We start from the raw sequence: 24,631 nt of genomic DNA, 5'->3' as shown, positions 1-24,631 counted from the left end.
GTACTGCGCACCGGCGTTGTCAGTGGTGCGCAGTACGTTGCGGTCATGGGCATTTACCTGGTCGATGTCGGTGCGGAGGCATGGTTCGGTGAGGGTGAGGAGGGGCGGGCGGAGATCGCCACGGGGCTGAACGCGGAGTTGGTCCGGCGTGGGCTGCCACCGTACGAGTCCGTGCCGGTGGCGGCGGAGTTCGTACGTGGTTCGGGCCAGTCCTTCGAGGAGAAGATGGTCCCGTCGATGGAGAGTTTCCTGGCGCTGTGCCAGGCGCAGCTCTCGGACGCAGAGACAGAGCTGCTCTGCGGCTGGTCCGTGCTGGTGCCGGTGTCCCTGGACGAGGAGATCGAGCTGCCGGTCGAGTCGTCGTACTCCGAGTCGACGGTGATAGCCGGCGCCCCGCAGGTGCTGGTGATCGCCGAGAAGCTGGCGGCGGCGGTCGCGCTGCCGCTGTCCGAGGTCCCGGAGATGTGCGACAACCTGGAGCTGACCGGCTGGTTCCTGGACGGCGCGGCGAAGGAACTGTCCGCCGCCGCGCCGGGCCCCTGGAGCGAGGATCTGGACGCGTCCTTCTACGTGGCGCTGTACCTCCGTGCGGCACAGCACTCACTCAGACGCGGATGTCCGATGATCTACTCCTAACGGGTCGTCAGGCCGTATCCGTAGGGGAAGAGCGGGTTGTAGTTCCGGTCGCCGACGTTGATCGGTTCCTGGGCCTCGCTGCGGGGCCAGCTGACAGGGAGTTTCCCGGTGAAGGGGCGTTTGCCGAAGAGGACGTCGGCGACCCCGTCGCCCTCGCTGCCGGGGAGCCACGACATCACGAAGGCGTCGGTCTTGGGCAGTTGGTCGGTGACGATCTGGGTGCGCCCTGCCACGTCGAGGACGACGCAGGTCCTGATGGCGGAGCAGACGCGGTCGATGTTCGCCTTGTCGGTCGCGGAGAGGTTCAGCGTGTGGCCGCCGACGCCCACGTCTCCGACACCCTCGGCGTAGGGGGTCTCGCCGATGACGACGACGCCGACGTCGTGGCCGGCGGTGGGGGCACTGGCGTCCGCGCTGTAGGTGACGTTCTTCGCGGTCTTCCGGATGCCCTGGAGGATGGTGGTGCCGGGGAAGGCGGTGTTGCCGGACTGCCCCTGCCAGGTGACGGTCCAGCCGCCGGCCTGGTTGCCGAGGTCATTGGCGTTGACGCCGGCGACGTAGAGCCGCTGCGAGGACTTGAGCGGCAGCGCCTTGCCGTCGTTCTTGAGCAGCACCTGCGACTCGGCGACCGCACGGCGGGCCACGGCACGGTGGGCGGCCGAGCCGATGGTGTCGATGTGGGAGCGGTCCGTGTACGGGTGCTCGAACAGGCCGAGTTCGAACTTGGCCTTCAGGATGCGGGAGACCGCGTCGTCGATCCGGGACATCTTGACGCGCCCTGCCTGCACCTCGGCGGTGAGGGCCTGGATGAACTGGGGCGCGTTGTACGGCTGCATGAACATGTCCATGCCCGCGTTGACGGAGGTGCGGACCTGGGTGGCGAAGTCGCCGGGGATCTCGCCGATGGCGTCCCAGTCGCTGATGAGGAAGCCGTCGAAGCCGATCTTCTGCTTCAGGACGTCGGTGAGCAGTTCCTTGTGCGCGCTCATCCTGATCGGCTCGCTGCCGGGCACGTCGGTCCACTGGACCGAGGAGTACGAGGGCATGACGCTGCCGACGTCGTGGACCTGGACGGCGGTCACGTAGGGGGCCAGGTCGATCTCGGCGAAGCGCTTGTGGCTGGTCCTCGTGATGCCGCGGTCGATGATGTAGTCGCCGGTGGTCGACGTGCCGTAGGTGGTGTCGCCGTCGCCCGCGTAGTGCTTGACGGTGGCCAGGACGCGGTCGTTCCGGGCGAGGTCCTTGGTGCTGCGGCCCTGCAAGCCCTCGACGGCGGTGGTCATCCGGGAGACGAGCCGCGGATCCTCGCCGAAGCTCTCGTAGGAACGGCCCCAACGTTCGTCGCGGGTGACACAGACACAGGGCGCGAAGACCCACTGCGGGCCGGTGGCGCGGGTCTCGGTGGCGGTGATGTGGGCCGCCTCGCGGACCAGTGCCGGGTCGCGGGTGGCACCCATGCCGATGTTGTGCGGGAAGATCGTGGCGCCGACCAGGTTGCCGTGGCCGTGCACGGAGTCGACGCCGTACAGGATCGGGATGCGCAGCCGGCTCGCGAGCGCGTGCGACTGGTAGCCGTCGACCATGTCCGCCCACGCCTCGGGGGTGTTGGGCGTGGGGACCGAGCCGCCGCCGGACAGCAGCGAGCCCAGGGCGAGGCTGGTGATCTGCGTCTGGTCGTTCTCGACCGACCCCCGCTCGGCCTGGGTCATCTGGCCGACCTTCTCCGCGAGGGTCATCCGGCCCAGCAGATCGGCGACCCGCTGCTTCACCGGCAGCCGGGAGTCGAGATAGGGCCGCGTACCGCTGAGGGCAGTGGCCGAGGCGCCGGGCTCGGCGACGGCCGACGAGGCCGGGATCGCCGTGACGACCAGGGCGGCGGCCGCCAGTAGCAGGGCTGCGGGGTGCTGTTGTCTCACGTCGGTGCTCCTTGAACGTGGCCGCCTCATTGCGGCACGAGCGGAGGTGCGCTGCCGGACTGCTGTTGAGGGGAGGAGGGGAGGGGACGCGATCGGTGTCCTGTCCACCCCACCGATCACACCCGCCGGACCCACCCGCCGACCCCATCCTTCCCGCCAGTCATTTCATTTCAAACGAGACCGTATCGAATGAGCCGATTGGCTGTAATGTGACCCCATGACCGCCGACGCTCCCCACGGAACCGCCTCCTCCCCCTCGCGGGTGACCGACCGCCCCGGGGACGCCTCGCCTTTCGCGCTCGGCCTGTTGCTGCGCCGGGCGCACTGGCGGGCGGCCTCGGTGATGGAGGAGGCGCTCCGGCCGCTCGGCATCGAGCTGCGGCACTTCGCCGTACTGATCGTGCTGGCCGACCGCGGCCCCACGGTCCAGCGGGACCTGGTGGCGGCGACGGGCTCGGACAAGGCGGGGATCATGCGGGTCGTGGACGACCTGGAGCGCAAGGGGCTGGCCGTACGGAAGTCCGTCCCGGGCGACCGGCGGGTACGGGCGGTGGAGATCACGCCCCAGGGCGTCGAACTCTTCGACGCGGCCCATGTGGCGGCGCAGCCGCTGGCCGAGCGCATGGTCGCGGAGCTGGGGGCCGGCGAGGCCGAGCAACTGGCGGATCTGCTGACCCGGTTCGCGCACCCCTCGGGCGGCGAGGCGTAGGCGAGGATCAGTGACTGGTCCCGGCGAGTTCGGCCAGCACCTGTTCCAGCCAGCGCACATGCGTTTCCAGAGCCCGGTCCTTGTAGTCGTGGACGTGGTCGAGGATCTGTGACATCCGGGCCTGGTCGATCCCGGACAGCCAGGGCTCCTCACGGATCTCCCGGGCCCGGAACCGGTCCAACTGGGCGCGGCGGGCGTCGAGTTCGATCTGCACGAGCCGGACGTGCTCCTCCGGCTCCAGGAAGATCGCGAGGGTGCAGCGGATCAGGAACTCGGGGTCGCTGAAGTCGGGCGACGGCGCGTACGGCACGGCCAGGCGGTCCCGCAGTTCACGCTCGCCGGCGTCGGTGGCGACGTACACCTTGGCGTCGGGGCGGCCTTCGTTGTGCTGCACGGTGAAGCTGACCCAGCCGTCGGCGCACATGCGGTTGAGCGTTCGGTAGACCTGGCTCTGCTGGGTGCGCAGGCGGACCATGCGGCCCATCTCGCTGTCCAGCCACCGCTTCAGGTCGTACCCCGTGCAGGGGCGCATGGCCACCATTCCGAGCAGTACGTGCTCCAGCTTCATGTGCCGGCTCCGCCACCTTTCCCTCGCCGAAACATATGCCACTAGTCACCTATGGCACTTTGCCCCTAGTCTCCATGGTGCCCGAGTCGTCCCGCCGGGCCGCCCATTCCCGGGAGACCCTATGTCCCATGCCCGAAGACTCCTGCGCGCGGTGCGCTGGACTCTGATCCCCGTCACCGTCACCGCCCTGGCGGTCGCCTTCACCTCCGCACAGGCGAGCACCGTCGGCCATCCCCAATCCACGGCGGGCTCCGCCCACTCCCTCCTCGTCCGCACCGCCAACGGCGTGGTGCGCGGGGCCGCCACCACCGAGGGACGGCAGTTCCTCGGCATCCCCTACGCCCAGTCGCCCACCGGCGCCCTGCGCTGGCAGGCCCCCCGCCGCGCGGCCGACTGGCGCGGCGTCCGGGACGCCACCGAATACGGCGACTACTGCGCGCAGAACACCTACTGGGCCCCCGGCTACAGCACCCAGCACACCACCGAGGACTGCCTGGACGTCAACGTCTACACCCCGCCCGCCACCTCACGCACGGCCTCGCTCGCGGCCAGGCTGCCCGTCCTGGTCTGGATCCACGGCGGCGCCAACATCGGCGGGGACGCCCGCGACATCGTCCCCGACACCTTCGCCCGCCGCACGAACAGCATCGTGGTGACGGTCGACTACCGGATCGGTGCCTTCGGCTTCCTGACGCTGCCCGGTACGACCGGCAACTTCGCGCTCCTCGACCAGCAGCAGGCGCTGCGCTGGGTGCGCTCGAACATCGGGGCCTTCGGCGGAGACGCGGGCCGGGTCACGCTGGCCGGTCAGTCGGCCGGCGGCAGCGCGGTCTGCGCCCAGCTCGCCTCCCCCGCCGGCCGGGGCCTGTTCCGGGCGGCGATCATCGAGAGCGGCGCCTACTTCGACTGCGGGGGCAGCACCCGCGCCCAGGCCGAGACCACCGGGCTGGCCTTCGCCAAGAAGCTCGGCTGCACCGATGCCGCCACCGCGGCCGCCTGTCTGCGGGCCAAGCCGGCCAAGGCGATCCTCGACGCCCAGAACGGAACCGGTCCCGAGACCTGGAACCCGACCGTCGGAGGCCGTGAACTGCCCGTGCAGCCCGCCGAGGCGTTCACCTCCGGCCAGGCGTCCCGCGTCCCCGTGATGAACGGCGCCACCAGCGACGAGGGTCTGGTCTTCGCGTACGACAGCTTCGACCGCTGGGGCAACGCACTGACCGCGGACGCCTACCCCAAGGCGCTGACCTCGGCCTTCGGCGACACGATCGGCGCCAAGGCCCTGGCCCGCTACCCCCTCAGCACCTACGAACGCCCCGGCTACGCCTATGCCGCGGCCTACGGCGACTACCTCTTCGCCTGCCCCGCCCTGCGCGCCGACACCCGCCTCGCCCAGCGCGGCCGTGTCTACTCGTACGAGTTCGCCGACCGCACCTCGCCCCTGTTCGCGTCCCTCCCCCAGGACGCCGACTTCGACTTCGGCGCCACGCACGCGGCCGAACTGAACTACCTGTTCAAGCCGTACGGCATCAGCGCCCGCCTCGACGCCGAACAGCGCGCGCTCGCCGACCAGATGACCGCCTACTGGGCGTCCTTCATCCACGGCTCGGCCCCGAGCGCCCCCGGCCAGCCCGTCATGCCGGACCAGAAGTCCGCCCCGGGCACCGTGCTTCAGCTGCGCACGGCCTCGCGGGGCGGCAACTCGGCCACCTCGGAAACCGGGAAGGCGCACAACTGCGACCTGTGGGACGCGGCGGCCGGCTCCTGACCGCCGTCACCACCGCAGACGGGCTCACCCTCGGCATGACGCCGAGGGCGAGCCCGTCTGCGGTGATCCGCCCGACACGCCCTAGGCGGCGGCGACGCGCTCCGCGACCTCCTTGGCCTTCTTCGCGGCCTCCTCGAAGGCGCGCTCACGGGAGGCCTCGTACAGCGGGATCAGGTCGGACATGGCCGGGACGCGGGTGGACAGGGTGAGTTCCGGGACGATGAACTCGAGGTCCAGGCCGAAGGTGTCACGGAGGACGGCCTCCAGGTAGTTCTGTACGAACTCGAAGCCCTCGCGCGGCGTGCCGGGCGCGTAGGAGCCGCCCCGGCTGGCGACGACGACGACCGGGGTGCCCTTGGCGGACGGGGTCTCGCCGGCGGTGCGGCCGACCATGTACACGTTGTCCACCCACGCCTTGAGGGTCGACGGGATCGAGAAGTTGTGCATGGGGGCGCCGATCAGGACGGCGTCCGCCCCCTCCAGTTCCCCGATGAGCGTCTCGCGCACGGCGAACGCGGCGGCCTGCTCCGGCGTACGCGCGGCCGGCGCGGCGAAACCGGCGCTCCAGGCGTCGGCGGTGATGTGCGGGACCGGGTCGGCGGCGAGGTCGCGGTAGATCACCGTGCCGCCCGGGTGCTGCTCCTCCCAGACCTCCCGGAAGGCGGCCGCGACCGAACGGGACGAGGACGCCTCGCCCGGGAACACGGACGAGTCGATGTGCAGCAGCGTGGCCATGACTTTCTCCTGCGGATAGGCGATGTGACTTGTTCTCACCCATAGTTAAACACAAGAAAGGTATCGAATGATACCGTCGCGATCGCAACGGAGCTGAACACGTCGAGCAAACGAGAGGCAGACGATCATGGACGTCCATGAGGCGGTCAGCAGCCGACGAGCGGTACGCGGATTCACCGACCGGCCGGTCCCGAGGGAGGTGCTGGAGCGCGTCATGACCGACGCGGCCTGGGCCCCGTCCGCGTCGAACCTCCAGCCGTGGCACGTCTACGTGGCGACCGACGCGCCCCTGGCCGAACTCAAGAAGCGCGCCGGCGAACGCGTGGCCTCGGGCGACCCGTGGGACGAGCCGGAGTACGAGCAGTACCCGCCCGAGCTGAAGTCCCCGTACCGCGACCGCCGTTCCGCCTTCGGCGAGCAGCGCTACGGCGCACTCGGCATCCCGCGCGGCGACCTGGAGGCACGCCAGCGGGCGGCCTCCGCGAACTGGGACTGCTTCGGCGCGCCCGCCGCCCTGTTCTGCTACATCGACCGCGACATGGGCCCGGCCCAGTGGTCCGACGTCGGCATGTACCTGCAGACGGTGATGCTGCTGCTGCGCGCCGAGGGGCTGCACAGCTGTACGCAGATGGCGTGGGCGAAGTACCACAGGACCGTCGCGGAGGTCGTGTCACCGCCGCAGGAGCTGCTGCTCTTCTGCGGCATGTCGATCGGCTTCGAGGACGCGACGGTGGACCAGCCGCGCACGGGCCGGGCACCGCTGGACGAGACGGTGACGTTCGTGGACGGCCACTGACCCCACTCTTTTCAGCCGGGGCTCTTTTCAGCCGGGGCAGGGAGTGGCCGCTTTCAGGCCGGGTAGGGAGTGGCCGCCCGTGCGGTCCTGAGCGCACCCGCCCACCAGGCCAGCTGCTCCAGCAACGTCTTGGCGTACCGGGGAGTCCCGGGGTCGACCGGACGGCCGTCCTGCCATGCGATGAAGTAGTTCGGGAAGGCGAGGCCGTCGCGGATCGTCACGGCGTGCAGTTCGGTCAGCACGTTCTCCAGGTGCAGGACCGCGTGGCGGCCGCCCGCCGCTCCCCCGTAGCTGACGAAGGCGACGGGCTTGGCCGTCCACTGGGTGAAGTGCCAGTCGACGGCCGCCTTCAGGGAGGCGGGATAGCTGTGGTTGTACTCGGGCGTGACCACGACGAACGCGTCCGCGCTCTCCAGCGCGGCGGTCAGCGGCCGCATCCCGGCCGGGCGCGGGTAGTCGTCGCCGGCGTACTTCGGCGACGCCGCGGGCAGCGACAGCGGAATCTCGAAGCCGGCCAGATCGACGACCTCCACGTCGAAACCGCCGTGCAGACGGGCCTGTTCGGCGACCCAGGAGGCCACGACGGGCCCGAACCGTCCCTCCCGGACGCTCCCGACGACGATCACCAGCCTGTACGGGTTGTTGTGCGAGTTGATGTGCGTGCTGCTGTCCTTGTTGTTGTCCACGTTGTTGTCCATGGCCACCACGATCGGGGCGCCCCCCGACCGCAGCCAGACCGGGCTCAGGCTGGCCCCCGCAGGGCCAGCCTGAGCCCACCGCGACCGGCCGGGCCCGCCCTATCCTCGAAGGCATGGGTACGCCGCTGGGGGACTTCATCCGGGCCAAGCGCGACAGCATCCAGCCGACAACACTCGGCCTGCCGGACCGGGGCCGCCGCCGCTCACCGGGGCTACGACGCCAGGATCTCGCGGCGCGCGCGGGCATCAGCGTCGAGTACCTGACCCGTATCGAGCAGGGCCGTGACCGCAATCCCTCGGTGGCGGTGGTCAACGCCCTCGCCGACGCCCTCAGCCTCTCCCCGTCCGAGCGCGCCCATCTGCGCTACCTCACGAAGATCTCCGGCGGGGAATGCGTCACGCACACCCGCCCCGAACCCCCGTCCCGACAAGTACGGGCCACCGTCCAGCGGACACTCCGCCTCCTGGAACCAGGCATGGCCGTGGTGACCAACAGGCTGGGCGACATCCTCGCCCACACCCCCGCGTACGACGCGGTGATGAAGGCGAGCGGCCTGCTCGACGCCGAAGCCCCGAACATCACCCGCTACGTCTTCACGGACCCCCGCGCCCACACCTTCTTCGCCGACTGGGACGAGGTCGCCGACGAGCAGGCCTTCGACCTGTGGCTCGCCCCCTCCGCCGAGAACTCCGAGTGGTTCCGCTCGGACCTCACCCCCCTGGCAGGACCCGACCTGACCCGCCGCCTGAACCGGCACGTGGTCCCACAGCGCGGCGTCCTCCGCATCGACCACCCAGCCGGACACAACCTCCGGCTGCTCCGCGAGACACTCGAATTCACCGCGGAGGCCCAACAGTTGATCATCTTCCTGCCCGCGGACGACCAGACCGCCGAGGCCGTCGAACAACTCCACCACAGCTCCCGGCACGGCACGCTCCGGGCGATCTCCTGACTCGCGCCGGGCGAAAAACTCAACGGCCCCCGGACAACTCCTCTGCCAGGATGCCGACATGGGGAACACACGTGCGTGGCCGGTCCTGCGGACCACGGACCTGGACGAGGCACTGAACCTCGCGGAGAAACTGCTGTCCGTCGCGTCCTGGTACGACCCGAGCGGCTGCTACCTGGATGCCTGGGCACACAGTGACGACGAAGTGCGACGGCTGACGGAAGCCCTGCCCGATGTTCAGGTCAGTTGGTACGGGAAGGGCAATGTCGGGCTGCCCGCCTTGCTGAGTGTGGGGGCCGACTCGATCGCCCAGGCCCGCGAGTCCCTCGGCATCTGGGCGGGCATCAGCCGGGGCTACGTCCTCTGGCACAACATGACGTGGCCGGCCGTGCCACAGCTCGGGCTGCTGAACGAGGAGTACAAGTACGCCGAGTTGCAGGTCGCGGCCAACAGTCACACCATCCACTGCGAGGAGTGGTCCGCCGAACACACCGTCTTCGTCCACGCCCGCCCCGGGGACGACGAACGCCCCGCCTGGTTGGCCGCGCAGGTCGGCTCGCGCGTTGTCGGGCCCGCGGAGTTCGGCTGGTAGCACGACGGGAGGGCGGGGGCTGTCAGGCCGCCTGGTGACCGGTGCAGGTGGTGGGTCGTTGGTCTTCGTGCGGGGGCAGTTCGTGCGTGGACGACGGGGGCATGGGTGCGGTGGCGCTGGGGTTTGGTGTGGGTGCTGGGCGCCGGGCTGGTCGCCGGGCTCGGTCTGCTGTGGTGGCTGAAGGGTGTCTCGGACGCGGGGAACGCCGCCTCCGTGCTGGGCTCCGTCGGCGTGATCGCGCTGCTGGCGGCGTGGGCCCGGCGCAACGGGCGGGCCCACAGCGGCGCCGACCAGGTGGACGAGGCCGCGAAGGATCTGGCGCGGCTGGTGCTGCGCCAGTGGGAGGAAGAAGCCACGCTGCGCCAGCTGTTCGATCCGGCGCCGCTCCCGGTGGCCTGGTCCGACAGCTTGTTGCCCGGTGTGGGGGACCACCGGGAGCTGGTGGGTGACCCCGTCGACTGCCGGGCGGACGAACCGCAGAACCTGGCCCGCGCGTTTCGTGCGCTGCCACGCCGCCGGCTCGTCGTCATCGGTGCGGCCGGGTCGGGGAAGAGCACCTTCGCCGTCCTGCTGACGCTCGGGCTGCTGCGTTCCCGCGAGGAGGGCGACCCGGTGCCGGTCCTGCTCTCGCTCGCGTCGTTCGACCCCGCGCGGGAAGGCCCGGGAGCATGGCTGCGCCGCAGGATGACGGCGGACTGCTCGGCGTTGGCCGACACGGAGGCCTACGGGCCGACGGCCGTACGGGATCTGCTGGCCGACGGCCGGATCCTGCCCGTACTCGACGGGCTGGACGAACTCCCGGCCGCCGGCCAGGCCGCGGTTCTCACGGCGCTGAACCACGGCTACGCCACGGACGCCCCGCTGGTGCTCACCTGCCGTACCGCCAACTACGTCAGTGCCGTGGCCCAGGCCAGCGTGCTGGCGGGCAGCGCCGTGATCGAGCCCGCACCGGTCCGCCACGACGACGCGGTCGCCCTGCTGCGGCTCGCCGCCCCGCCCGGCCGCGGCCACCGCTGGACGATCCTCGCCGACCATCTGCGGGACCACCCCGAAGGCCCGGTGGCCCAGGCCCTGACCAGCCCGCTGATGGTCGTCCTGGCGCGGTCGGTGTACGCCGACGCCGCCGGCGCCGATCCTGCCGAACTCGCCGACCCCGCCCGCTTCCCCACCTCCGCCGCCGTCGAGCACCACCTCCTCGACAGACTCGTCCCGGCGCTCTACGGGCGCGCCCACGCCGCCGACCCCGGCAGCCGCCGTTGGGACCCGGACCGGGCCCAGCGGTATCTCACCCACCTCGCCCGGTACCTGACCGCGCAGGGCACGCACGACCTTGCCTGGTGGCAGCTGTACCGCTCGGTACCCGTACTGACCAGAACCTGGAGCCGGGCGCTCCTCTGGAGCCTGGCGGCGGCGATCGCGAGCGCCGTACCGCTCCTGTGGACCACGGCCGAGAAGTTCAGCGAGGGACTGACGGACAACGCGCCGTTCCCCGGTGCGGACTACGTCTCCACGTTCGCCGCCATGGCGTTCTGCATGGTGTGCGTGGCGGCGGCCCTGCCTCGCCGGGGCATCCCGACGGCATGCGTCACGGCGGCGTGCGGGGCCCTGGCCGGCGCTGTGGTCCTGCAGATCTGGTACATGGCGGCCGGTGACCTCAGGCTCGCCGACGTGCCTTCCGACCTGCTGGACGGTGTGTTCGACGGGACGTTCGTGTTCCTGGTCGTGCTCCTGACCACCGGCCCGCCCGTGCCGCCGTCGTCCCCGAGCCGGGCTTCCTTCACCACCCGCCGCTGGCGCCGCCGGCTCCTCCACGCCGCCGCCCGTACCTGCGGGATCGCCCTCCTCGTCGGCGCGGCGTTCAACGTCTACTGGCTCTTCGACGACGAGCGCCCGGCGTTGACCGCCGTCTGGAGCGCGAGTCTCCCGATCGGCCTCGTCGTGGGCATCGGACTGGCCGCCCTGCAGTGGACCAGGAACTCGGTGACCGTCAACGACGTCACCACACCCCCGTCGTCGATCCGGGGCGACCGCCGGATCACCCTGCTCCACGGCGCCTACGCCGCTCTGCTCCTGAGCGTCCTCGCCGCCGCCGTGACCCTCTTCCTCAACAGGCCCGTACCGCCCGACTTCCTCACGGTCATGGAAACGGCCGTACAGCCGTACTGCATCTCCGTCGGCCTGCTGGGAGTGACCCTGGCCCTTGCCTCCGCCGCCTGGCCGCACTACCTCGCGGCCAGACTGGTCCTCGCCGCCCGCACCCGGCTGCCCTGGCGTCTGCAGTCCTTCCTGGCGGACGCCCACCGACTGGGTGTCCTGCGTCAGGTGGGCCCCGTCCACCAGTTCCGCCACGCCCGCATCCAGCACCACCTCACCGAATCCCCCGCCCTCCCCGCCCAACGCCGCCCGACCGAACCGTCCGACACCGCCCCGGCAGCCACGGGCCCCGTCGAACCGTGACGTGCCACGGACCCGCGTCCGCCACGCAAAGAGGCGGCACCCCCCGCACAGGGGTGCCGCCTCTTCTCGTACACCGGAGCCACCGTCAGGTCGCTGAGGGTCGGGTTGACCGACGACAGCTCCGGAGCTCAACGGGCCCGCGCACACAGGCCCTGTGGCCTACCGGTGATCGCTCCCCGCCGAAGAGGACGCCGCCCGCCCCGCTTCCAGCCGCGCCACCGGAATCCGGAACGGCGAGCAGCTGACGTAGTCCAGGCCGACCTCGTGGAAGAAGTGCACCGACTCCGGGTCGCCGCCGTGTTCTCCGCACACGCCGAGCTTCAGGTCGGGGCGGGTTGCGCGGCCCGCCTCCACCGCGGACTTGACCAACGCGCCGACGCCGTCGCGGTCGATCGTCTCGAACGGGGAGACGCCGAAGATGCCCTTCTCCAGGTACGCCGTGAAGAAGGACGCCTCGACGTCGTCCCGGCTGAAGCCCCACACCGTCTGGGTCAGGTCGTTCGTGCCGAACGAGAAGAACTCCGCCGCTTCCGCGATCTGGCCCGCCGTCAGAGCGGCGCGCGGCAGCTCGATCATCGTGCCGATGGCGAGCTTCAGCTGTGTGCCCGTCGCCGCCTCGACCTCGGCGATGACCTGGTCGGCCTCCTCGCGGACGATCTCCAGCTCCTGGACGGTGCCGACGAGCGGGATCATGATCTCCGCGCGCGGGTCGCCCTTCGCGTTCTTGCGTTCGGCCGCGGCCTCCGCGATGGCGCGGACCTGCATCGTGAACAGGCCGGGGATGACCAGGCCGAGGCGTACACCGCGCAGGCCCAGCATCGGGTTCTGCTCGTGCAGCCGGTGCACCGCCTGGAGCAGGCGCAGTTCGTTCTCGTGCGGGTCCTTGCGGGACTCGGCGAGGGCTACTCGTACCGACAGCTCCGTGATGTCCGGCAGGAACTCGTGCAGCGGGGGGTCCAGGAGACGGACCGTCACCGGGAGGCCGTCCATCGCCGAGAACAGTTCTACGAAGTCCTGCTTCTGGAGCGGGAGCAGCGCCTTCAGGGACTCCTCGCGCTCGGTGTCCGTGTCGGCCAGGATCAGGCGTTCCACCAGCTCGCGCCGGTCGCCGAGGAACATGTGCTCCGTACGGCAGAGGCCGATGCCCTGCGCGCCGAACCGCCGTGCCCGCATCGCGTCCTCGGCGTTGTCCGCGTTGGCCCGGACCCGCAGGCGGCGCTTCCGGTCGGCGAAGGCCATGATCCGGTGGACGGCCTCGACCAGTTCGTCGGCGTCGTTGGCGCCCGCGTGCATCCGGCCCTCGAAGTACTCCACCACCGGGGAGGGGACCACCGGGACCTCGCCCAGGTAGACCTTGCCGCTCGAACCGTCGATCGAGATCAGGTCGCCTTCTTCGACGACGTGCCCGCCCGGCACCGTCATCCGGCGCCGCTTGGTGTCGACCTCCAGCTCCTCCGCGCCGCACACACACGTCTTGCCCATGCCCCGGGCCACCACCGCCGCGTGGGACGTCTTGCCGCCCCGCGACGTCAGGATGCCCTCCGCCGCGATCATGCCGTCGAGGTCGTCGGGGTTGGTCTCCCGGCGGACCAGGATGACCTTCTCGCCCGAACGCGACCACTTCACCGCGGTGTACGAGTCGAACACCGCCTTGCCGACCGCCGCGCCCGGGGAGGCGGCGATGCCACGGCCGACCTGCGCGACCTTCGACTCCTCGTCGAAGCGCGGGAACATCAGCTGGGCGAGCTGGGCGCCGTTGACGCGCTGGAGCGCCTCCGCCTCGTCGATCAGGCCCTGGTCGACCAGCTGCGTCGCGATCCGGAAGGCCGCACCCGCCGTGCGCTTGCCGACGCGGGTCTGGAGCATCCACAACTGGCCGCGCTCGATGGTGAACTCGATGTCGCAGAGATCCTTGTAGTGGTTCTCCAGCGTGTCCATGATCTTCATCAGCTGGTCGTACGACTTCTTGTCGATCTGCTCCAGCTCGGCGAGCGGGACCGTGTTGCGGATGCCCGCGACCACGTCCTCGCCCTGCGCGTTCTGCAGGTAGTCGCCGTACACGCCCTGGTGGCCGCTGGCCGGGTCGCGGGTGAAGGCGACTCCCGTGCCCGAGTCGGGGCCCAGGTTGCCGAAGACCATCGAACAGACGTTGACCGCCGTACCGAGGTCGTGCGGGATGCGCTCCTGGCGGCGGTAGAGCTTCGCGCGGTCCGTGTTCCAGGAGTCGAAGACCGCGTGGATCGCGAGGTCCATCTGCTCGCGCGGGTCCTGCGGGAAGTCGCGGCCCGCCTCGGTCTTGACGATCTTCTTGAACTTGGTGACGAGCTTCTTGAGGTCCGTGGCCTCCAGCTCGGTGTCGACCACGACCTTCTTCGCCGTCTTCGCCGCGTCCAGCGCGTCCTCGAACAGCTCGCCCTCGACGCCGAGGACCGTCTTGCCGAACATCTGGATGAGGCGGCGGTACGAGTCCCACGCGAAGCGCTCGTCGCCTGCCTGCTTGGCGAGGCCCTGCACCGACCTGTCGGAGAGGCCGATGTTCAGCACCGTGTCCATCATGCCCGGCATCGAGAACTTCGCCCCGGAACGGACGGACACGAGAAGGGGGTTGTCGGCCTGGCCGAGCTTCTTGCCCATGGCCTCTTCGAGGGCCGCGAGATGCGCGCTCACCTCGTCACGCAGTGCCGCCGGCTCCTCGCCGCTGTCGAGGTAGGTCTTGCAGGCCTCGGTCGTGATGGTGAAGCCGGGGGGAACGGGGAGTCCCAGGTTGGTCATCTCGGCGAGGTTCGCACCCTTGCCACCAAGGAGGTCCTTGAGGTCCCTGTTTCCCTCGGTGAAGTCGTAAACGAACTTCGCTACGTGGGGTTCTTTGTTTTCCGACACGGGTCTCGACTCCCTCGGGACGCGGTGGCTGCCCTGACGGCGAGGAACATACCCAGATCGAAGGCGTCTGGGTACGTCCACTTGCGTGTCATGCGCCTGTAACCAGCCGTCCGCCAGCAGATCCAAAGTCAAGGCTTGGCAAGCAGTGGAAGCGCCATGTTTTCACTTCTTGAACACACTGGCAGGCACATGCCCATTTTGTCGCTCACATGAGCAGATGGCAACACGTCTGAGTTTTATCGATGAACGATCAAAGGGTGGCACTCAGTGCCACCCTTTGAGAAGTGCAGCCGCCCATGATCCGCTCATCTGAGCGCAACCCCTATCAAGGGTGGCGAGAATCACGCACGATCCAGCAACGGGATTTCACCATGCGGACGCCGACCCGAAAGGGAAACACCCCCGTCACAGGCACCTTCAGCCGTTGACGCGGTTCACACGCCGAGGGCCGCCAAGCGCTCCTCCACCCGCTCAGGTGCGTACAGGTACTCGACGACCATCGCCCCGGCCCCCACCAGCCCCGCCCGCTCCCCCAGCCTCGACGTCACCACGTCCAGATGAGCGGTCGAGCGCGGCAGCGCCCGCTGGTACAACAACTCCCGTACGCCGGTCAGGAACGGTGTGCCCGCCAGGTCCCCGGCGATCATCAGCACGCCGGGGTTGAGCAGCGTCACCACCGTCGCGAGTACGTCCCCCACGCTCCGGCCCGCCTCCCGCGCAAGCGCGACGGCCTCCGGATGCCCGGCCGCGAGCAGGTCCCGTACGTCCGAGCCGGACGCCGCCGGAACCCCGGTCTCGACGAGCCGCCGCGCCACGGCGCCACCGCTCGCGACGGCGGCCAGACACCCGTACGACCCGCACCGGCACAGCGCCTCGGCGCCCTGCGGAACCCGGATGTGCCCGATGTCCCCGGCGCCGCCATCGATGCCCCGGAAGACCGAACCGCCCACCACGACCCCCGCGCCGATACCCGTCGAGACCTTGACGAGGACGAAGGCCGAGCAGTCCGGGTACCCGGTGCGCTGTTCGCCGTACGCCATGAGGTTGGCGTCGTTGTCGACCAGGACCGGGACGTTCGCGGCGGTCGGCTCCCCCGTCTGTTCCGCGAGGGCGCGGGCCAGGCGGGTGCGTATGTCGTAGCCGTCCCAGCCGGGCATGATCGGCGGCTGGACGACGCGCCCTGCGTCCGTGTCGACCGGGCCCGGTACCGCGAGGCCGATACCGCAGACCTCGGACGGGCCGTGGCCGGCCTTCGTGAGGAGTTCCGCGAACCAGCGGCCGATCTCGCCGAGTACGACGTCGGGGCCGTCGTCGACGGCCAGCACACCCGAGTGCTCCGCGAGGAGTTCACCCGTGAGGGTGAGCACGGCGGCACGGGCATGACGGGTGTCGAGGTCGGCGGTGAGGACGACCGCGTGGGCGTCGTCGAACTCCAGAGTGATCGAGGGGCGTCCGCCGAGCGGCGAGTCGACCGGGCCCGAGGCTCCCTCGCGCAGCCAGCCCGCGCGGAACAGCCTGTCCAGACGGTGGCCGACGGTCGCGCGTGAGAGACCCGTCACTTGCTGGAGGGCACCGCGAGTCGTGGCGCGCCCACTGCGTACCAGTTCGAGCAGATCGCCCGCGCTCGTCTGAGCACGACTACTCATGCGCACCCCCTTGTGTTTCTCAAGCTTGCATTACATATTGAGTTCTGCGTGTTAAATAGACGTAACTCTAAGGTGGCCGCGACCGAACTGGTCAGGCCGAACGTCTTCGGGGAGCCCCGAGTGGATCGCACTGCCCAGTTGACCGCCCGCGCCGCGACGCACTCCGTCGTATACGAACCGGACGTTACGACACATTCCCTGCACGTCAGAGCGGCGGACGTACTGGAGGCCAACTGGACCGGCAGTTCGACGGTCCCCTCGCGCGGCCTGTATCCGCACCAGTGGTCCTGGGACTCCGCGTTCATCGCGATCGGCCTGCGCCATCTCTCACCCCTGCGCGCGCAGACGGAGCTGGAGACGCTGCTGTCGGCCCAGTGGGACGACGGACGCATCCCGCACATCGTCTTCAATCCCTCCGTCCCGCTCGACGCGTACTTCCCGAGCCCCGACTTCTGGCGCTCCTCGACCGCGGGGCGCGCTGCGGGCGCCCCGCGCACCGTACAGACGTCCGGCATCGTGCAGCCACCGGTGCACGCGCTGGCCGTCTGGCTGGTGCACCAGGCCGACCCCGGGCTGTCCCGCTCGCGCGGCTTCCTCGCCCGCGCCTACCCGCGGCTCGCCGCCTGGCACCGCTATCTGCTGCACCGCCGCGACCTGGGCGGGGGCGGCCTGGCGTCGGTCGTGCACCCCTGGGAACAGGGTATGGACAACAGCCCCTGCTGGGACGCCCCGCTGAGCCGCATCACGCCGGCCCCGGCCCGCTCCTTCCGCCGCGCCGACCTCGACCACGGCGCCGCCGAGGACCGCCCGACGGACCTGGACTACGGGCGGTACGTGCGGTTGGCGACGGACTACAGGGACGGCGGGTACGAGGACGGCGCGAGCGAGTTCGCCGTCGAGGACCCCTCCTTCAACGCGCTGCTGATCGCTTCCGAGCACGCCCTGGCCCGGATCGCCCGCGAGCTGGGCGCGACGGGGACGGCCCGGCACGCGCGCGCGGAACGGCTGACGGCGGCGCTGGTGGAGCGGCTGTGGGACCCGGCGGAGGGCATGTTCTTCTGCCGCGACGTACGGAACGGCTCCCTCATCCCCGAGCGCAGCGTCTCCGGCCTGATCCCGCTCCTCCTCCCCACGCTCCCCCGGGACATCGCCGACACCCTCGTCCGTACGGCGCGCGGGCCGCACTTCGAGCTGGGCGGCGCCGCCCGCCTCGTACCGTCCTACGACCTCCTCGGCGAGGCCTTCGACCCGCACCGCTACTGGCGCGGCCCGGCCTGGTTCAACACCGGGTGGCTGGTGGAGCGCGGGCTGCGGCAGCACGGCGAGCGGGCGCACGCCGACGCGCTGCGCACGGCGCTGCTGGAGACCGCCGACGCCACCGACTTCGCGGAGTACGTGGATCCGTACACCGGAGAGGCCTGTGGGGCGCTCGGTTTCGGCTGGACGGCCGCGCTGACTCTGGATCTGCTCCACCAGCAGCCCATCGCCGACATAAGTGCCGTCGGCGCGTTCGACATGAGCGACATGAGTGACAAGGGAGGGGAACGGCGATGACGGACCGGCATCATCTGCTCGTGCACGGCGGGACGTTCGCGGCCGTCGGCGACGGCGGGGACATCAGCGGTGTACGCGGCGGCAGCCACCCCGACGGGTTATTCGTACGCGACGCACGGCACTTGAGCCGTTGGCAGCTCACCGTCGACGGCGCCGTGCCCGAGACGCTCAGCCCGGTCGCAGACGGGGACACCGCGCGCTGCATCCTCGTACCGCGCGGGGGCCGGCAGGAGCCGCCCGCGTACACGCTCTTCCGTGAACAGGCCGTCGGGGACGGCGGGTTCGTCGAGGCGCTGCGGGTGACCAGCAACCGTCCGGTGCCGACGACGGTCCGGATCGCGGTCACGGCGGACGCCGACTTCACGGACCAGTTCGAGCTGCGCTCCGACCACCGTACGTACGTCAAGTCCGGCGCCGTCCGCAAGCGTGAAGTCCGGGACGACGGCGTCGAGTTCAGCTACCGGCGCGGTGAGTGGCGGTCGTGTACGACGGTCACCGCGGAGCCCGCCCCCGACGGCGTCGAGGAGACCGGCACGGGTGCCCGACGCCTGGTCTGGACACTGGAGTTGGAGCCGCACGGTTCGGCGGAGCTGGCGCTGCGCGTGGCGGCCCGCCCGCACGGCGCGACCCAGGAACCGCAGGTCCCCGCGTCCCCCGCCGCCGCGAACGACCAACTCCTCGCCCTCGAAGGGGAGTTCGTCGAGGGTGTCGCCTTCCCCACCGGCTGGCCGGAGTTGGCGGCGGCCTGCGCACGCGGCCTCTCCGACCTGGCGGCACTCCAGGTCCCCGCGACGGGCCCGGACGGCGAGGAGTTGCGCGTACCGGCGGCAGGAGCCCCCTGGTTCCTGACCCTCCTCGGCCGGGACGCACTGCTCACCTCCCTCTTCGCACTCCCGTACCGCCCCCAACTGGCCGCCGCCACATTGCCCGCGCTCGCCGCGACCCAGGCAACGGAGGTGGGCCCGGACTCCGTGGCCCAGCCGGGCAAGATCGTGCACGAGGTACGGCACGGCGAGCTGGCGCACTTCGGGCAGGTGCCGTACGGGCGTTACTACGGCTCGGTGGACGCGACACCGCTGTTCCTCGTGCTCCTCGGCGCGTACGTCGAACAGACCGGCGACACGACACTGGCCCGCCGCCTGGAAGGGAACGCCCGCGCGGCGATCGGCTGGATGCTGGACCACGGCGGCCTGACGTCCCGTGGCTATCTGGTGTACCGGGCCGACCAGGGCGGCCTCGCCAACCAGAACTGGAAGGACTCCCCCGGCGCCATCTGCTCGGCCGACGGCACCCGCGCAAGCGGCCCGGTGATGGCGGCGGGGGCCCAGGGGTACGCGTACGACGCGCTGCGCCGCACGGCGTGGCTCGCGCGCACGGTGTGGGAGGACGAGACGTACGCCGCCCTCCTCGAACAGGCGGCCGGTGACCTCCGGGACCGTTTCCAGCGGGACTTCTGGATGCCGGAGCACTCCTTCCCGGCGCTGGCGCTCGACGGCGAGGGCAACCAGGTGGACGCGCTGGCCTCGGACGCGGGCCACCTGCTCTGGTCGGGACTCCTCGACAAGGAGTACGGGGAGAAGGTCGGCCGGCGCCTGCTGGAACCGGACTTCTTCTCGGGCTGGGGCGTACGGACGCTGGCGTCGGGCCAGTCGGCCTACCACCCCCTCTCCTACCACCGGGGCTCGGTCTGGCCGCACGACAACGCCCTGATCACGCTGGGTCTCTCGCGGTACGGCCTGCACGACGAGGCCCGTACGGTCGCCCACGCCCTGGTCGACGCGGCGACCGCCACCGGTCACCGTCTCCCCGAGGTCCTCGCCGGCTACGGCCGCGACACCCACGGCGAGCCGGTGCCGTACCCGCACGCGTGCGTACGCGAATCCCGCTCGGCGGCGGCCCCGTTGGCGCTGCTCACGGCGGTCGGGGGCGCCTGAGGGGTGCGGGAAGGAGACGTGTGGTCCGTCGCTTGGTGAGGCGTTTGCCCGGTGTTTGCCGGGTGCTTGGGCGCGGAGGCTGAACGGAGGCCGAGGGCCCGCCGTACGGGATGGTGGCGGACCCAGGCTCCCGCGCCCGGGTCCGCCGCTCCTGCACGGGCTCCACACGGAAGGACCTTCGGGGTGCCTCTGTTCACGCGCACCAACCCATCGACGGATACGCCGGCTGAGGCGACGCCTGCTGAGGAAACCCCGGTCACAGAGACGCGCCCCAAAGGGGCGCGGGGAACTGCGCGAGAAGCCCCCACGGCCGACAGCCAACCACTACCGGCAGACTCGGCCACCTCAGCCGACAAGCCTGCCCAAACCCCCAAGCCCGACTGGCGTACCCGTCGCCCAGTCGCCGCCCGGAATCTCCGCTGGGCGGCCACCGCCCTCGCCGTCCTCCTCGTACTGTTCGCCCTCCAGATGCCGAACACCGTGGGCAACTTCCGGATCACGGAGTTCCTGCGACTCCCCGCGGAGGCGATAGTCGCGGCCGTCGTGCTGCTCGCGATGCCACGCCGGCCCCGGGTGATCACGGCGGCGTGCATCGGCGCGTTCCTCGGTGCGCTGACCGTGCTGAACCTGCTGGACATGGGGTTCGTCGAGTTCCTGGGCCGGCACTTCAACGTCGTGCTGGACTGGGTGCTGCTGGACGACGCCCAGTCGTACATCTCCGACGCCATCGGTACGACGGGGTCGATCGCCGTCACCCTCCTCGTGATCCTGCTGACGCTGCTCCTGCCCATCGGCACGGCCCTCGCGTGCGTACGGCTCAGCAACCTGCTCGCCCGCAACAACACCGTCGCCACCAAGGCCACGCTCATCGCGGGCACCGTATGGATCACCTGCATGTCCCTCGGCCTCAGCATCGGCGGGGTGCCCATCGCCTCGGACCACACCGCCGGAGTCGTGAAGGTGCATCTGCGGCGGGCGAGCGACACCTTCCGCGACGAGGCGGCGTTCGAGAAGTTCGCCAAGAACGACCCCTTCGCCAAGACGCCCGGTGACCAGCTGGTGCCGGACCTGCGCGGCAAGGACGTCATCTTCACGTTCATCGAGAGCTACGGCCGCAGCGCGATCGAGGACCCAGAGATCTCCCCCGGCGTCGACAAGACCCTCGCCGACAGCAACCAGGCCCTGACGGACGCCGGTTTCGCCGCGAAGAGCGGCTGGCTGACGTCGGCCACGTTCGGCGGCAACAGCTGGCTCGGCCACTCCACGTTCCTGTCGGGCCTGTGGATCAACAACCAGCAGCGCTACAACACCCTGGTCAACAGCGACCGTCTCACCCTCCCCGAGGTCTTCCGGCGCACCGGCGACTGGCGGACGGTCGGCGTGATGCCGGGCGTCCAGAAGGGCTGGCCGGAGTCGAAGTTCTACGGCCTGGAGAAGAACTACTCGTCCAGGGATCTCGGCTACAAGGGACCGAAGTTCAGCTGGTCGACCATGCCGGACCAGTACACGCTGGAGGCCTTCCAGCGCCTGGAGCACGGCAAGAAGAGTGCCAAGCCGCTGATGTCGGAGATCATCCTGACCTCAAGTCACCAGCCGTGGGCGCCCCTTCCGACGACCGTCCCGCAGGACCAGCTCGGCGACGGCTCGGTGTTCGACTCGATCCAGAAAGCGGGCAAGGACCCCAAGGACGTCCTGTACGACGGCACGGCGGCCAAGCAGGAGTACGGCAAGTCGATCCAGTACTCGGTGACGAGCCTCATCGACTGGCTCACCCGCTACGGCACCGACGACACCGTCCTCGTCTTCCTCGGCGACCACCAGCCCATGTCCCGAGTCAGCGGCAGCAACGCCAGCCGCGACGTCCCGGTGTCGGTCGTGGCCAAGGACCCGAAGATTCTCGACAAGATCACCGACTGGAACTGGACGGACGGCATCCGCCCCGCCGACGATGCCCCGGTCTGGAAGATGAGCGCGTTCCGAGACAAGTTCCTCACGGCGTACGGCTCAACGCCCCACCCGTAAAGGGCCGAAGGCGCCTTTAGGGGCGCGGGGAACTGCGCGACCAGCCCCCACCGGGCCCGCAGACGAAGAACTCAGCCGCCCGACGTATCCAACTCCGCATCCTCACTCACACCCGCACAGTCATACGGATCCTTCAACCACCCGTCCGGCAACACCACCCGGTTGTTGCCGGACGTACGCCCCCGAGGCCCATCCGCACCGACGGGCCAGGCCTGGTCGAGGTCCAACTCGTCCAGGCCAACCCGGAGTTCCTCCAAAGACGAAGTGATCGCAAGGCGCTTCCGCATCTCGCTGCCGACGGCGAACCCCTTCAGGTACCAGGCCACATGCTTGCGGAAGTCGATCACCCCGCGCGCCTCGTCCCCGATCCACTCACCGAGCAGCGTGGCGTGCCGAACCATGATGTCGGCGACCTCGCGGAGCGTCGGGCGGGCAATGGCCTCCGTACGCCCCTCGAACGCGGCCACCAGGTCCGAGAACAGCCACGGCCGCCCCAGACACCCGCGCCCGACCACCACCCCGTCGCAGCCCGTCTCCCGGACCATCCGCAGCGCGTCCTCCGCCGACCAGATGTCGCCGTTGCCGAGTACGGGGATCTCCGGGACGTGCTCCTTGAGGCGGGCGATCGCGTCCCAGTCCGCCGTGCCGCCGTAGTGCTGGGCGGCGGTGCGGCCGTGCAGGGCGATGGCCGTCACGCCCTCCTCGACCGCGATCCGGCCGGCGTCGAGGTAGGTGATGTGGTCGTCGTCGATGCCCTTGCGCATCTTCATCGTGACCGGGATGTCCCCGGCGCCGGACACCGCCTCGCGCAGGATCGCGCGGAGCAGGTTCCGCTTGTACGGGAGGGCGGACCCGCCGCCCTTCCTCGTCACCTTCGGGACCGGGCAGCCGAAGTTGAGGTCGATGTGGTCGGCCAGGCCCTCCTCCGCGATCATGCGGACGGCCTTGCCGACGGTCGCCGGGTCCACGCCGTACAGCTGGATCGAACGCGGCTTCTCCGTCGCGTCGAAGTGGATCAGCTGCATGGTCTTCTCGTTGCGCTCGACCAGCGCCCGGGTCGTGATCATCTCGCTGACGAACAGGCCCTTGCCGCCGCTGGCTGCATCCTTTGATTCGCCTCCGGCGAAGTGCCTGCACAGGGTGCGGAAGGGCGCGTTCGTGATCCCGGCCATGGGGGCCAGGACGACGGGCGGCTGCACGGTGTGCGGACCGATCCGCAGCAGGCCGGCGGGCGCGGTCGTGAGCGGGGTCGCGGGCGAGGTCACGGGCGTGGACATTGCGCCATTCTCTCGCACCGAATGGAGTACAGCCAAAGTCGTTAGTTAGGCGTACTATGGTTCGCATGTCCGAGCTGAGTCCCCGCCGCCGCATGCTGGTGCTCGCGATCTGCTGTATGAGCCTGCTGATCGTGAGCCTCGACGTCACCGTGCTCAATGTCGCGCTGCCTTCCATGGAGAAGGACCTGGGCGCGAGCGTGGCCGGTATGCAGTGGGCGCTCGACGCGTACACGCTGGTGCTGGCCTCGCTGCTGATGCTGGCGGGCTCGACCGCCGACCGGATCGGCCGCCGCCGGGTCTTCAAGACCGGGCTGGTGCTGTTCACCCTCGGCTCGGTGCTCTGCTCGCTCGCCCCGAACCTCGACTCGCTCATCGTGTTCCGCATGATCCAGGCGATCGGCGGCTCGATGCTCAACCCGGTCGCCATGTCGATCATCACCAACACCTTCACCGACCCGCGCGAGCGGGCCCGGGCGATCGGGGTGTGGGGCGGGGTGGTCGGCATATCCATGGCCGCCGGCCCGATCGTCGGCGGCCTGCTCGTGGACTCCGTCGGCTGGCGTTCGATCTTCTGGCTCAACCTGCCGGTGGGCCTCGTCGCGCTCCTGCTCACCTGGCGGTACGTCCCCGAGTCCCGCGCGCCGAAGGCCCGCCGTCCGGACCCGGTCGGCCAGATCCTGGTCATCGCGCTGCTCGGCTCACTGACGTACGCGATCATCGAGGCGCCCAACTCGCCCGTCACCCACACGCTCGCCTTCGGAGCGGTCACCCTGGCCGCGCTGCTCGGGCTGCTGTATTACGAGCCCCGGCGCACCGAACCCCTCATCGACCTGCGGTTCTTCCGGTCGGTGCCGTTCAGTGGGGCGACCGTGGTCGCGGTGAGCGCGTTCGCCGCGCTGAGCGGGTTCCTGTTCCTGTCGACGCTGTATCTGCAGAACGTGCGGGGGCTGTCCGCGCTGCACGCCGGTCTGTGGATGCTGCCGATGGCGGTGATGTGCTTCGTGTGCGCGCCGATATCGGGGCGGCTGGTCGGCAGCCGGGGTCCACGGTTCTCGCTGCTCACGGCGGGGGTCACGATGACGGCGAGCGGGGTCCTGTTCGCGGGGTTCGACGGGGAGACGTCGAACGTGACGCTGGTGATCGGGTACTTCCTGTTCGGCCTCGGCTTCGGCTTCGTCAACGCGCCCATCACCAACACGGCCGTCTCGGGCATGCCCCGTTCCCAGGCCGGGGTGGCCGCCGCGATCGCCTCGACCAGCCGGCAGACCGGCGGCACGCTCGGGGTCGCGGTGATCGGCGCGGCGCTGGCGTCGGGCATCGGATCGGGTCCGTACAAGGAGGTGTTCGCCGCCGCGGCGCGGCCCGGCTGGTGGATCATCGCGGGCTGCGGTCTGGCCGTACTGGTCCTGGGTGCCGTCACGACCGGCAGCTGGGCCCGGCGGACGGCGGAGCGGACAGCGGAGCGCCTGGAGATCGAGGGCGGCGGCAGCGGGAGT

The 24,631-nt window shown here is 70.3% G+C and carries 18 protein-coding genes; 11 read left to right on the top strand and 7 right to left on the bottom strand.

What is annotated here, in order from left to right:
* Positions 1-45: 45 nt before the first annotated feature.
* The gene (locus ACWCRB_RS09675; protein WP_450995520.1) at positions 46-636 is read left to right on the top strand and encodes a hypothetical protein; all 591 of its coding nucleotides are present in this window, start codon (positions 46-48) and stop codon (positions 634-636) included.
* On the opposite strand, the gene ACWCRB_RS09670 is transcribed toward ACWCRB_RS09675, so the two are convergent.
* The gene (locus ACWCRB_RS09670; RefSeq protein WP_450995519.1) at positions 633-2,582 is read right to left on the bottom strand and encodes a glycoside hydrolase family 3 protein; all 1,950 of its coding nucleotides are present in this window, start codon (positions 2,580-2,582) and stop codon (positions 633-635) included. The two genes, ACWCRB_RS09675 and ACWCRB_RS09670, sit on opposite strands and share 4 nt — an antisense overlap.
* A 187-nt stretch (positions 2,583-2,769) precedes the next feature.
* On the opposite strand from ACWCRB_RS09670, the gene ACWCRB_RS09665 reads away from it, so the two are divergent.
* Positions 2,770-3,261 carry a MarR family winged helix-turn-helix transcriptional regulator gene (locus ACWCRB_RS09665; protein WP_405537774.1) on the top strand — a complete coding sequence of 164 codons (492 nt, stop codon included), beginning with the start codon at positions 2,770-2,772 and terminating at the stop codon, positions 3,259-3,261.
* Between the two features lie 7 nt (positions 3,262-3,268).
* On the opposite strand, the gene ACWCRB_RS09660 is transcribed toward ACWCRB_RS09665, so the two are convergent.
* Positions 3,269-3,829 carry a PadR family transcriptional regulator gene (locus tag ACWCRB_RS09660; RefSeq protein ID WP_450995518.1) on the bottom strand — a complete coding sequence of 187 codons (561 nt, stop codon included), beginning with the start codon at positions 3,827-3,829 and terminating at the stop codon, positions 3,269-3,271.
* A gap of 121 nt (positions 3,830-3,950) precedes the next feature.
* Here ACWCRB_RS09660 and ACWCRB_RS09655 point away from each other — a divergent pair, with 121 nt between their 5' ends.
* Positions 3,951-5,594, top strand: a complete 1,644-nt coding sequence (locus ACWCRB_RS09655) for a carboxylesterase/lipase family protein (protein ID WP_450995517.1) — start codon at positions 3,951-3,953, stop codon at positions 5,592-5,594.
* A gap of 81 nt (positions 5,595-5,675) precedes the next feature.
* Here the strand turns inward: ACWCRB_RS09655 and ACWCRB_RS09650 are convergent, their stop codons facing one another.
* Complete coding sequence (locus ACWCRB_RS09650; protein WP_450995516.1) at positions 5,676-6,329, bottom strand: FMN-dependent NADH-azoreductase; 654 nt, start codon at positions 6,327-6,329, stop codon at positions 5,676-5,678.
* A 127-nt stretch (positions 6,330-6,456) separates the two neighbouring features.
* On the opposite strand from ACWCRB_RS09650, the gene ACWCRB_RS09645 reads away from it, so the two are divergent.
* Positions 6,457-7,125, top strand: coding sequence for a nitroreductase (locus ACWCRB_RS09645; RefSeq protein ID WP_450995515.1), 669 nt, complete (start codon positions 6,457-6,459; stop codon positions 7,123-7,125).
* Positions 7,126-7,178: 53 nt separating this feature from the next.
* Here the strand turns inward: ACWCRB_RS09645 and ACWCRB_RS09640 are convergent, their stop codons facing one another.
* A complete protein-coding gene (locus ACWCRB_RS09640) occupies positions 7,179-7,823 on the bottom strand; it encodes an NADPH-dependent FMN reductase (protein ID WP_450995514.1) in 645 nt (214 codons plus the stop codon).
* Positions 7,824-7,936: 113 nt separating this feature from the next.
* On the opposite strand from ACWCRB_RS09640, the gene ACWCRB_RS09635 reads away from it, so the two are divergent.
* The 3 genes from ACWCRB_RS09635 to ACWCRB_RS09625 all read left to right on the top strand — a co-directional run bounded on the left by ACWCRB_RS09635 (position 7,937) and on the right by ACWCRB_RS09625 (position 11,822).
* Positions 7,937-8,776: a helix-turn-helix domain-containing protein gene (locus ACWCRB_RS09635; RefSeq protein WP_450995513.1), complete on the top strand. Its 840-nt coding sequence runs from the start codon at positions 7,937-7,939 to the stop codon at positions 8,774-8,776.
* A 58-nt stretch (positions 8,777-8,834) separates the two neighbouring features.
* The gene (locus ACWCRB_RS09630) at positions 8,835-9,365 is read left to right on the top strand and encodes a hypothetical protein (protein WP_450995512.1); all 531 of its coding nucleotides are present in this window, start codon (positions 8,835-8,837) and stop codon (positions 9,363-9,365) included.
* A 105-nt stretch (positions 9,366-9,470) separates the two neighbouring features.
* Positions 9,471-11,822: an NACHT domain-containing protein gene (locus tag ACWCRB_RS09625; RefSeq protein ID WP_450995511.1), complete on the top strand. Its 2,352-nt coding sequence runs from the start codon at positions 9,471-9,473 to the stop codon at positions 11,820-11,822.
* A gap of 159 nt (positions 11,823-11,981) precedes the next feature.
* Here ACWCRB_RS09625 and ppdK read toward each other — a convergent pair whose 3' ends face one another.
* Entirely contained in the window at positions 11,982-14,702 is a 2,721-nt protein-coding gene (gene ppdK, locus ACWCRB_RS09620) for a pyruvate, phosphate dikinase (protein ID WP_450995510.1), read from the bottom strand.
* A 434-nt stretch (positions 14,703-15,136) separates the two neighbouring features.
* Positions 15,137-16,348, bottom strand: coding sequence for an ROK family protein (locus ACWCRB_RS09615; RefSeq protein ID WP_450995509.1), 1,212 nt, complete (start codon positions 16,346-16,348; stop codon positions 15,137-15,139).
* 120 nt (positions 16,349-16,468) lie between these two features.
* Between ACWCRB_RS09615 and ACWCRB_RS09610 the strand changes: the two genes are divergently transcribed.
* From ACWCRB_RS09610 to ACWCRB_RS09600, 3 genes are all read left to right on the top strand, one after another.
* Positions 16,469-17,902, top strand: a complete 1,434-nt coding sequence (locus ACWCRB_RS09610; protein WP_450995508.1) for an amylo-alpha-1,6-glucosidase — start codon at positions 16,469-16,471, stop codon at positions 17,900-17,902.
* A complete protein-coding gene (locus ACWCRB_RS09605) occupies positions 17,899-19,836 on the top strand; it encodes an amylo-alpha-1,6-glucosidase (RefSeq protein ID WP_450995507.1) in 1,938 nt (645 codons plus the stop codon). The genes ACWCRB_RS09610 and ACWCRB_RS09605 overlap by 4 nt, the downstream gene beginning before the upstream one ends.
* Before the next feature lie 468 nt (positions 19,837-20,304).
* Complete coding sequence (locus ACWCRB_RS09600) at positions 20,305-21,858, top strand: CDP-alcohol phosphatidyltransferase (protein ID WP_450995506.1); 1,554 nt, start codon at positions 20,305-20,307, stop codon at positions 21,856-21,858.
* A 71-nt stretch (positions 21,859-21,929) separates the two neighbouring features.
* Here the strand turns inward: ACWCRB_RS09600 and dusB are convergent, their stop codons facing one another.
* A complete protein-coding gene (dusB, locus tag ACWCRB_RS09595) occupies positions 21,930-23,135 on the bottom strand; it encodes a tRNA dihydrouridine synthase DusB (RefSeq protein ID WP_450995505.1) in 1,206 nt (401 codons plus the stop codon).
* A 65-nt stretch (positions 23,136-23,200) separates the two neighbouring features.
* On the opposite strand from dusB, the gene ACWCRB_RS09590 reads away from it, so the two are divergent.
* The coding region (locus ACWCRB_RS09590; RefSeq protein WP_450995504.1) for an MFS transporter at positions 23,201-24,631 on the top strand (1,431 nt) is incomplete at its 3' end.

This window comes from Streptomyces sp. NPDC002156, assembly GCF_053593675.1.
Note: the sequence above shows the minus strand (reverse complement) of the source record. Positions and strands in the feature narration are given on the sequence as shown.

Excerpts from the sequence above, each read along its gene's own strand:
- ACWCRB_RS09675 (WP_450995520.1), top strand. The coding sequence starts at position 46 with ATGGGCATTTACCTGGTCGATGTCGGTGCGGAGGCATGGTTCGGTGAG.
- ACWCRB_RS09670 (WP_450995519.1), bottom strand. The coding sequence starts at position 2,582 with ATGAGGCGGCCACGTTCAAGGAGCACCGACGTGAGACAACAGCACCCC.
- ACWCRB_RS09665 (WP_405537774.1), top strand. The coding sequence starts at position 2,770 with ATGACCGCCGACGCTCCCCACGGAACCGCCTCCTCCCCCTCGCGGGTG.
- ACWCRB_RS09660 (WP_450995518.1), bottom strand. The coding sequence starts at position 3,829 with ATGAAGCTGGAGCACGTACTGCTCGGAATGGTGGCCATGCGCCCCTGC.
- ACWCRB_RS09655 (WP_450995517.1), top strand. The coding sequence starts at position 3,951 with ATGTCCCATGCCCGAAGACTCCTGCGCGCGGTGCGCTGGACTCTGATC.
- ACWCRB_RS09650 (WP_450995516.1), bottom strand. The coding sequence starts at position 6,329 with ATGGCCACGCTGCTGCACATCGACTCGTCCGTGTTCCCGGGCGAGGCG.
- ACWCRB_RS09645 (WP_450995515.1), top strand. The coding sequence starts at position 6,457 with ATGGACGTCCATGAGGCGGTCAGCAGCCGACGAGCGGTACGCGGATTC.
- ACWCRB_RS09640 (WP_450995514.1), bottom strand. The coding sequence starts at position 7,823 with ATGGACAACAACGTGGACAACAACAAGGACAGCAGCACGCACATCAAC.
- ACWCRB_RS09635 (WP_450995513.1), top strand. The coding sequence starts at position 7,937 with ATGGGTACGCCGCTGGGGGACTTCATCCGGGCCAAGCGCGACAGCATC.
- ACWCRB_RS09630 (WP_450995512.1), top strand. The coding sequence starts at position 8,835 with ATGGGGAACACACGTGCGTGGCCGGTCCTGCGGACCACGGACCTGGAC.
- ACWCRB_RS09615 (WP_450995509.1), bottom strand. The coding sequence starts at position 16,348 with ATGAGTAGTCGTGCTCAGACGAGCGCGGGCGATCTGCTCGAACTGGTA.
- ACWCRB_RS09605 (WP_450995507.1), top strand. The coding sequence starts at position 17,899 with ATGACGGACCGGCATCATCTGCTCGTGCACGGCGGGACGTTCGCGGCC.
- ACWCRB_RS09600 (WP_450995506.1), top strand. The coding sequence starts at position 20,305 with ATGCCGAACACCGTGGGCAACTTCCGGATCACGGAGTTCCTGCGACTC.
- dusB (WP_450995505.1), bottom strand. The coding sequence starts at position 23,135 with ATGTCCACGCCCGTGACCTCGCCCGCGACCCCGCTCACGACCGCGCCC.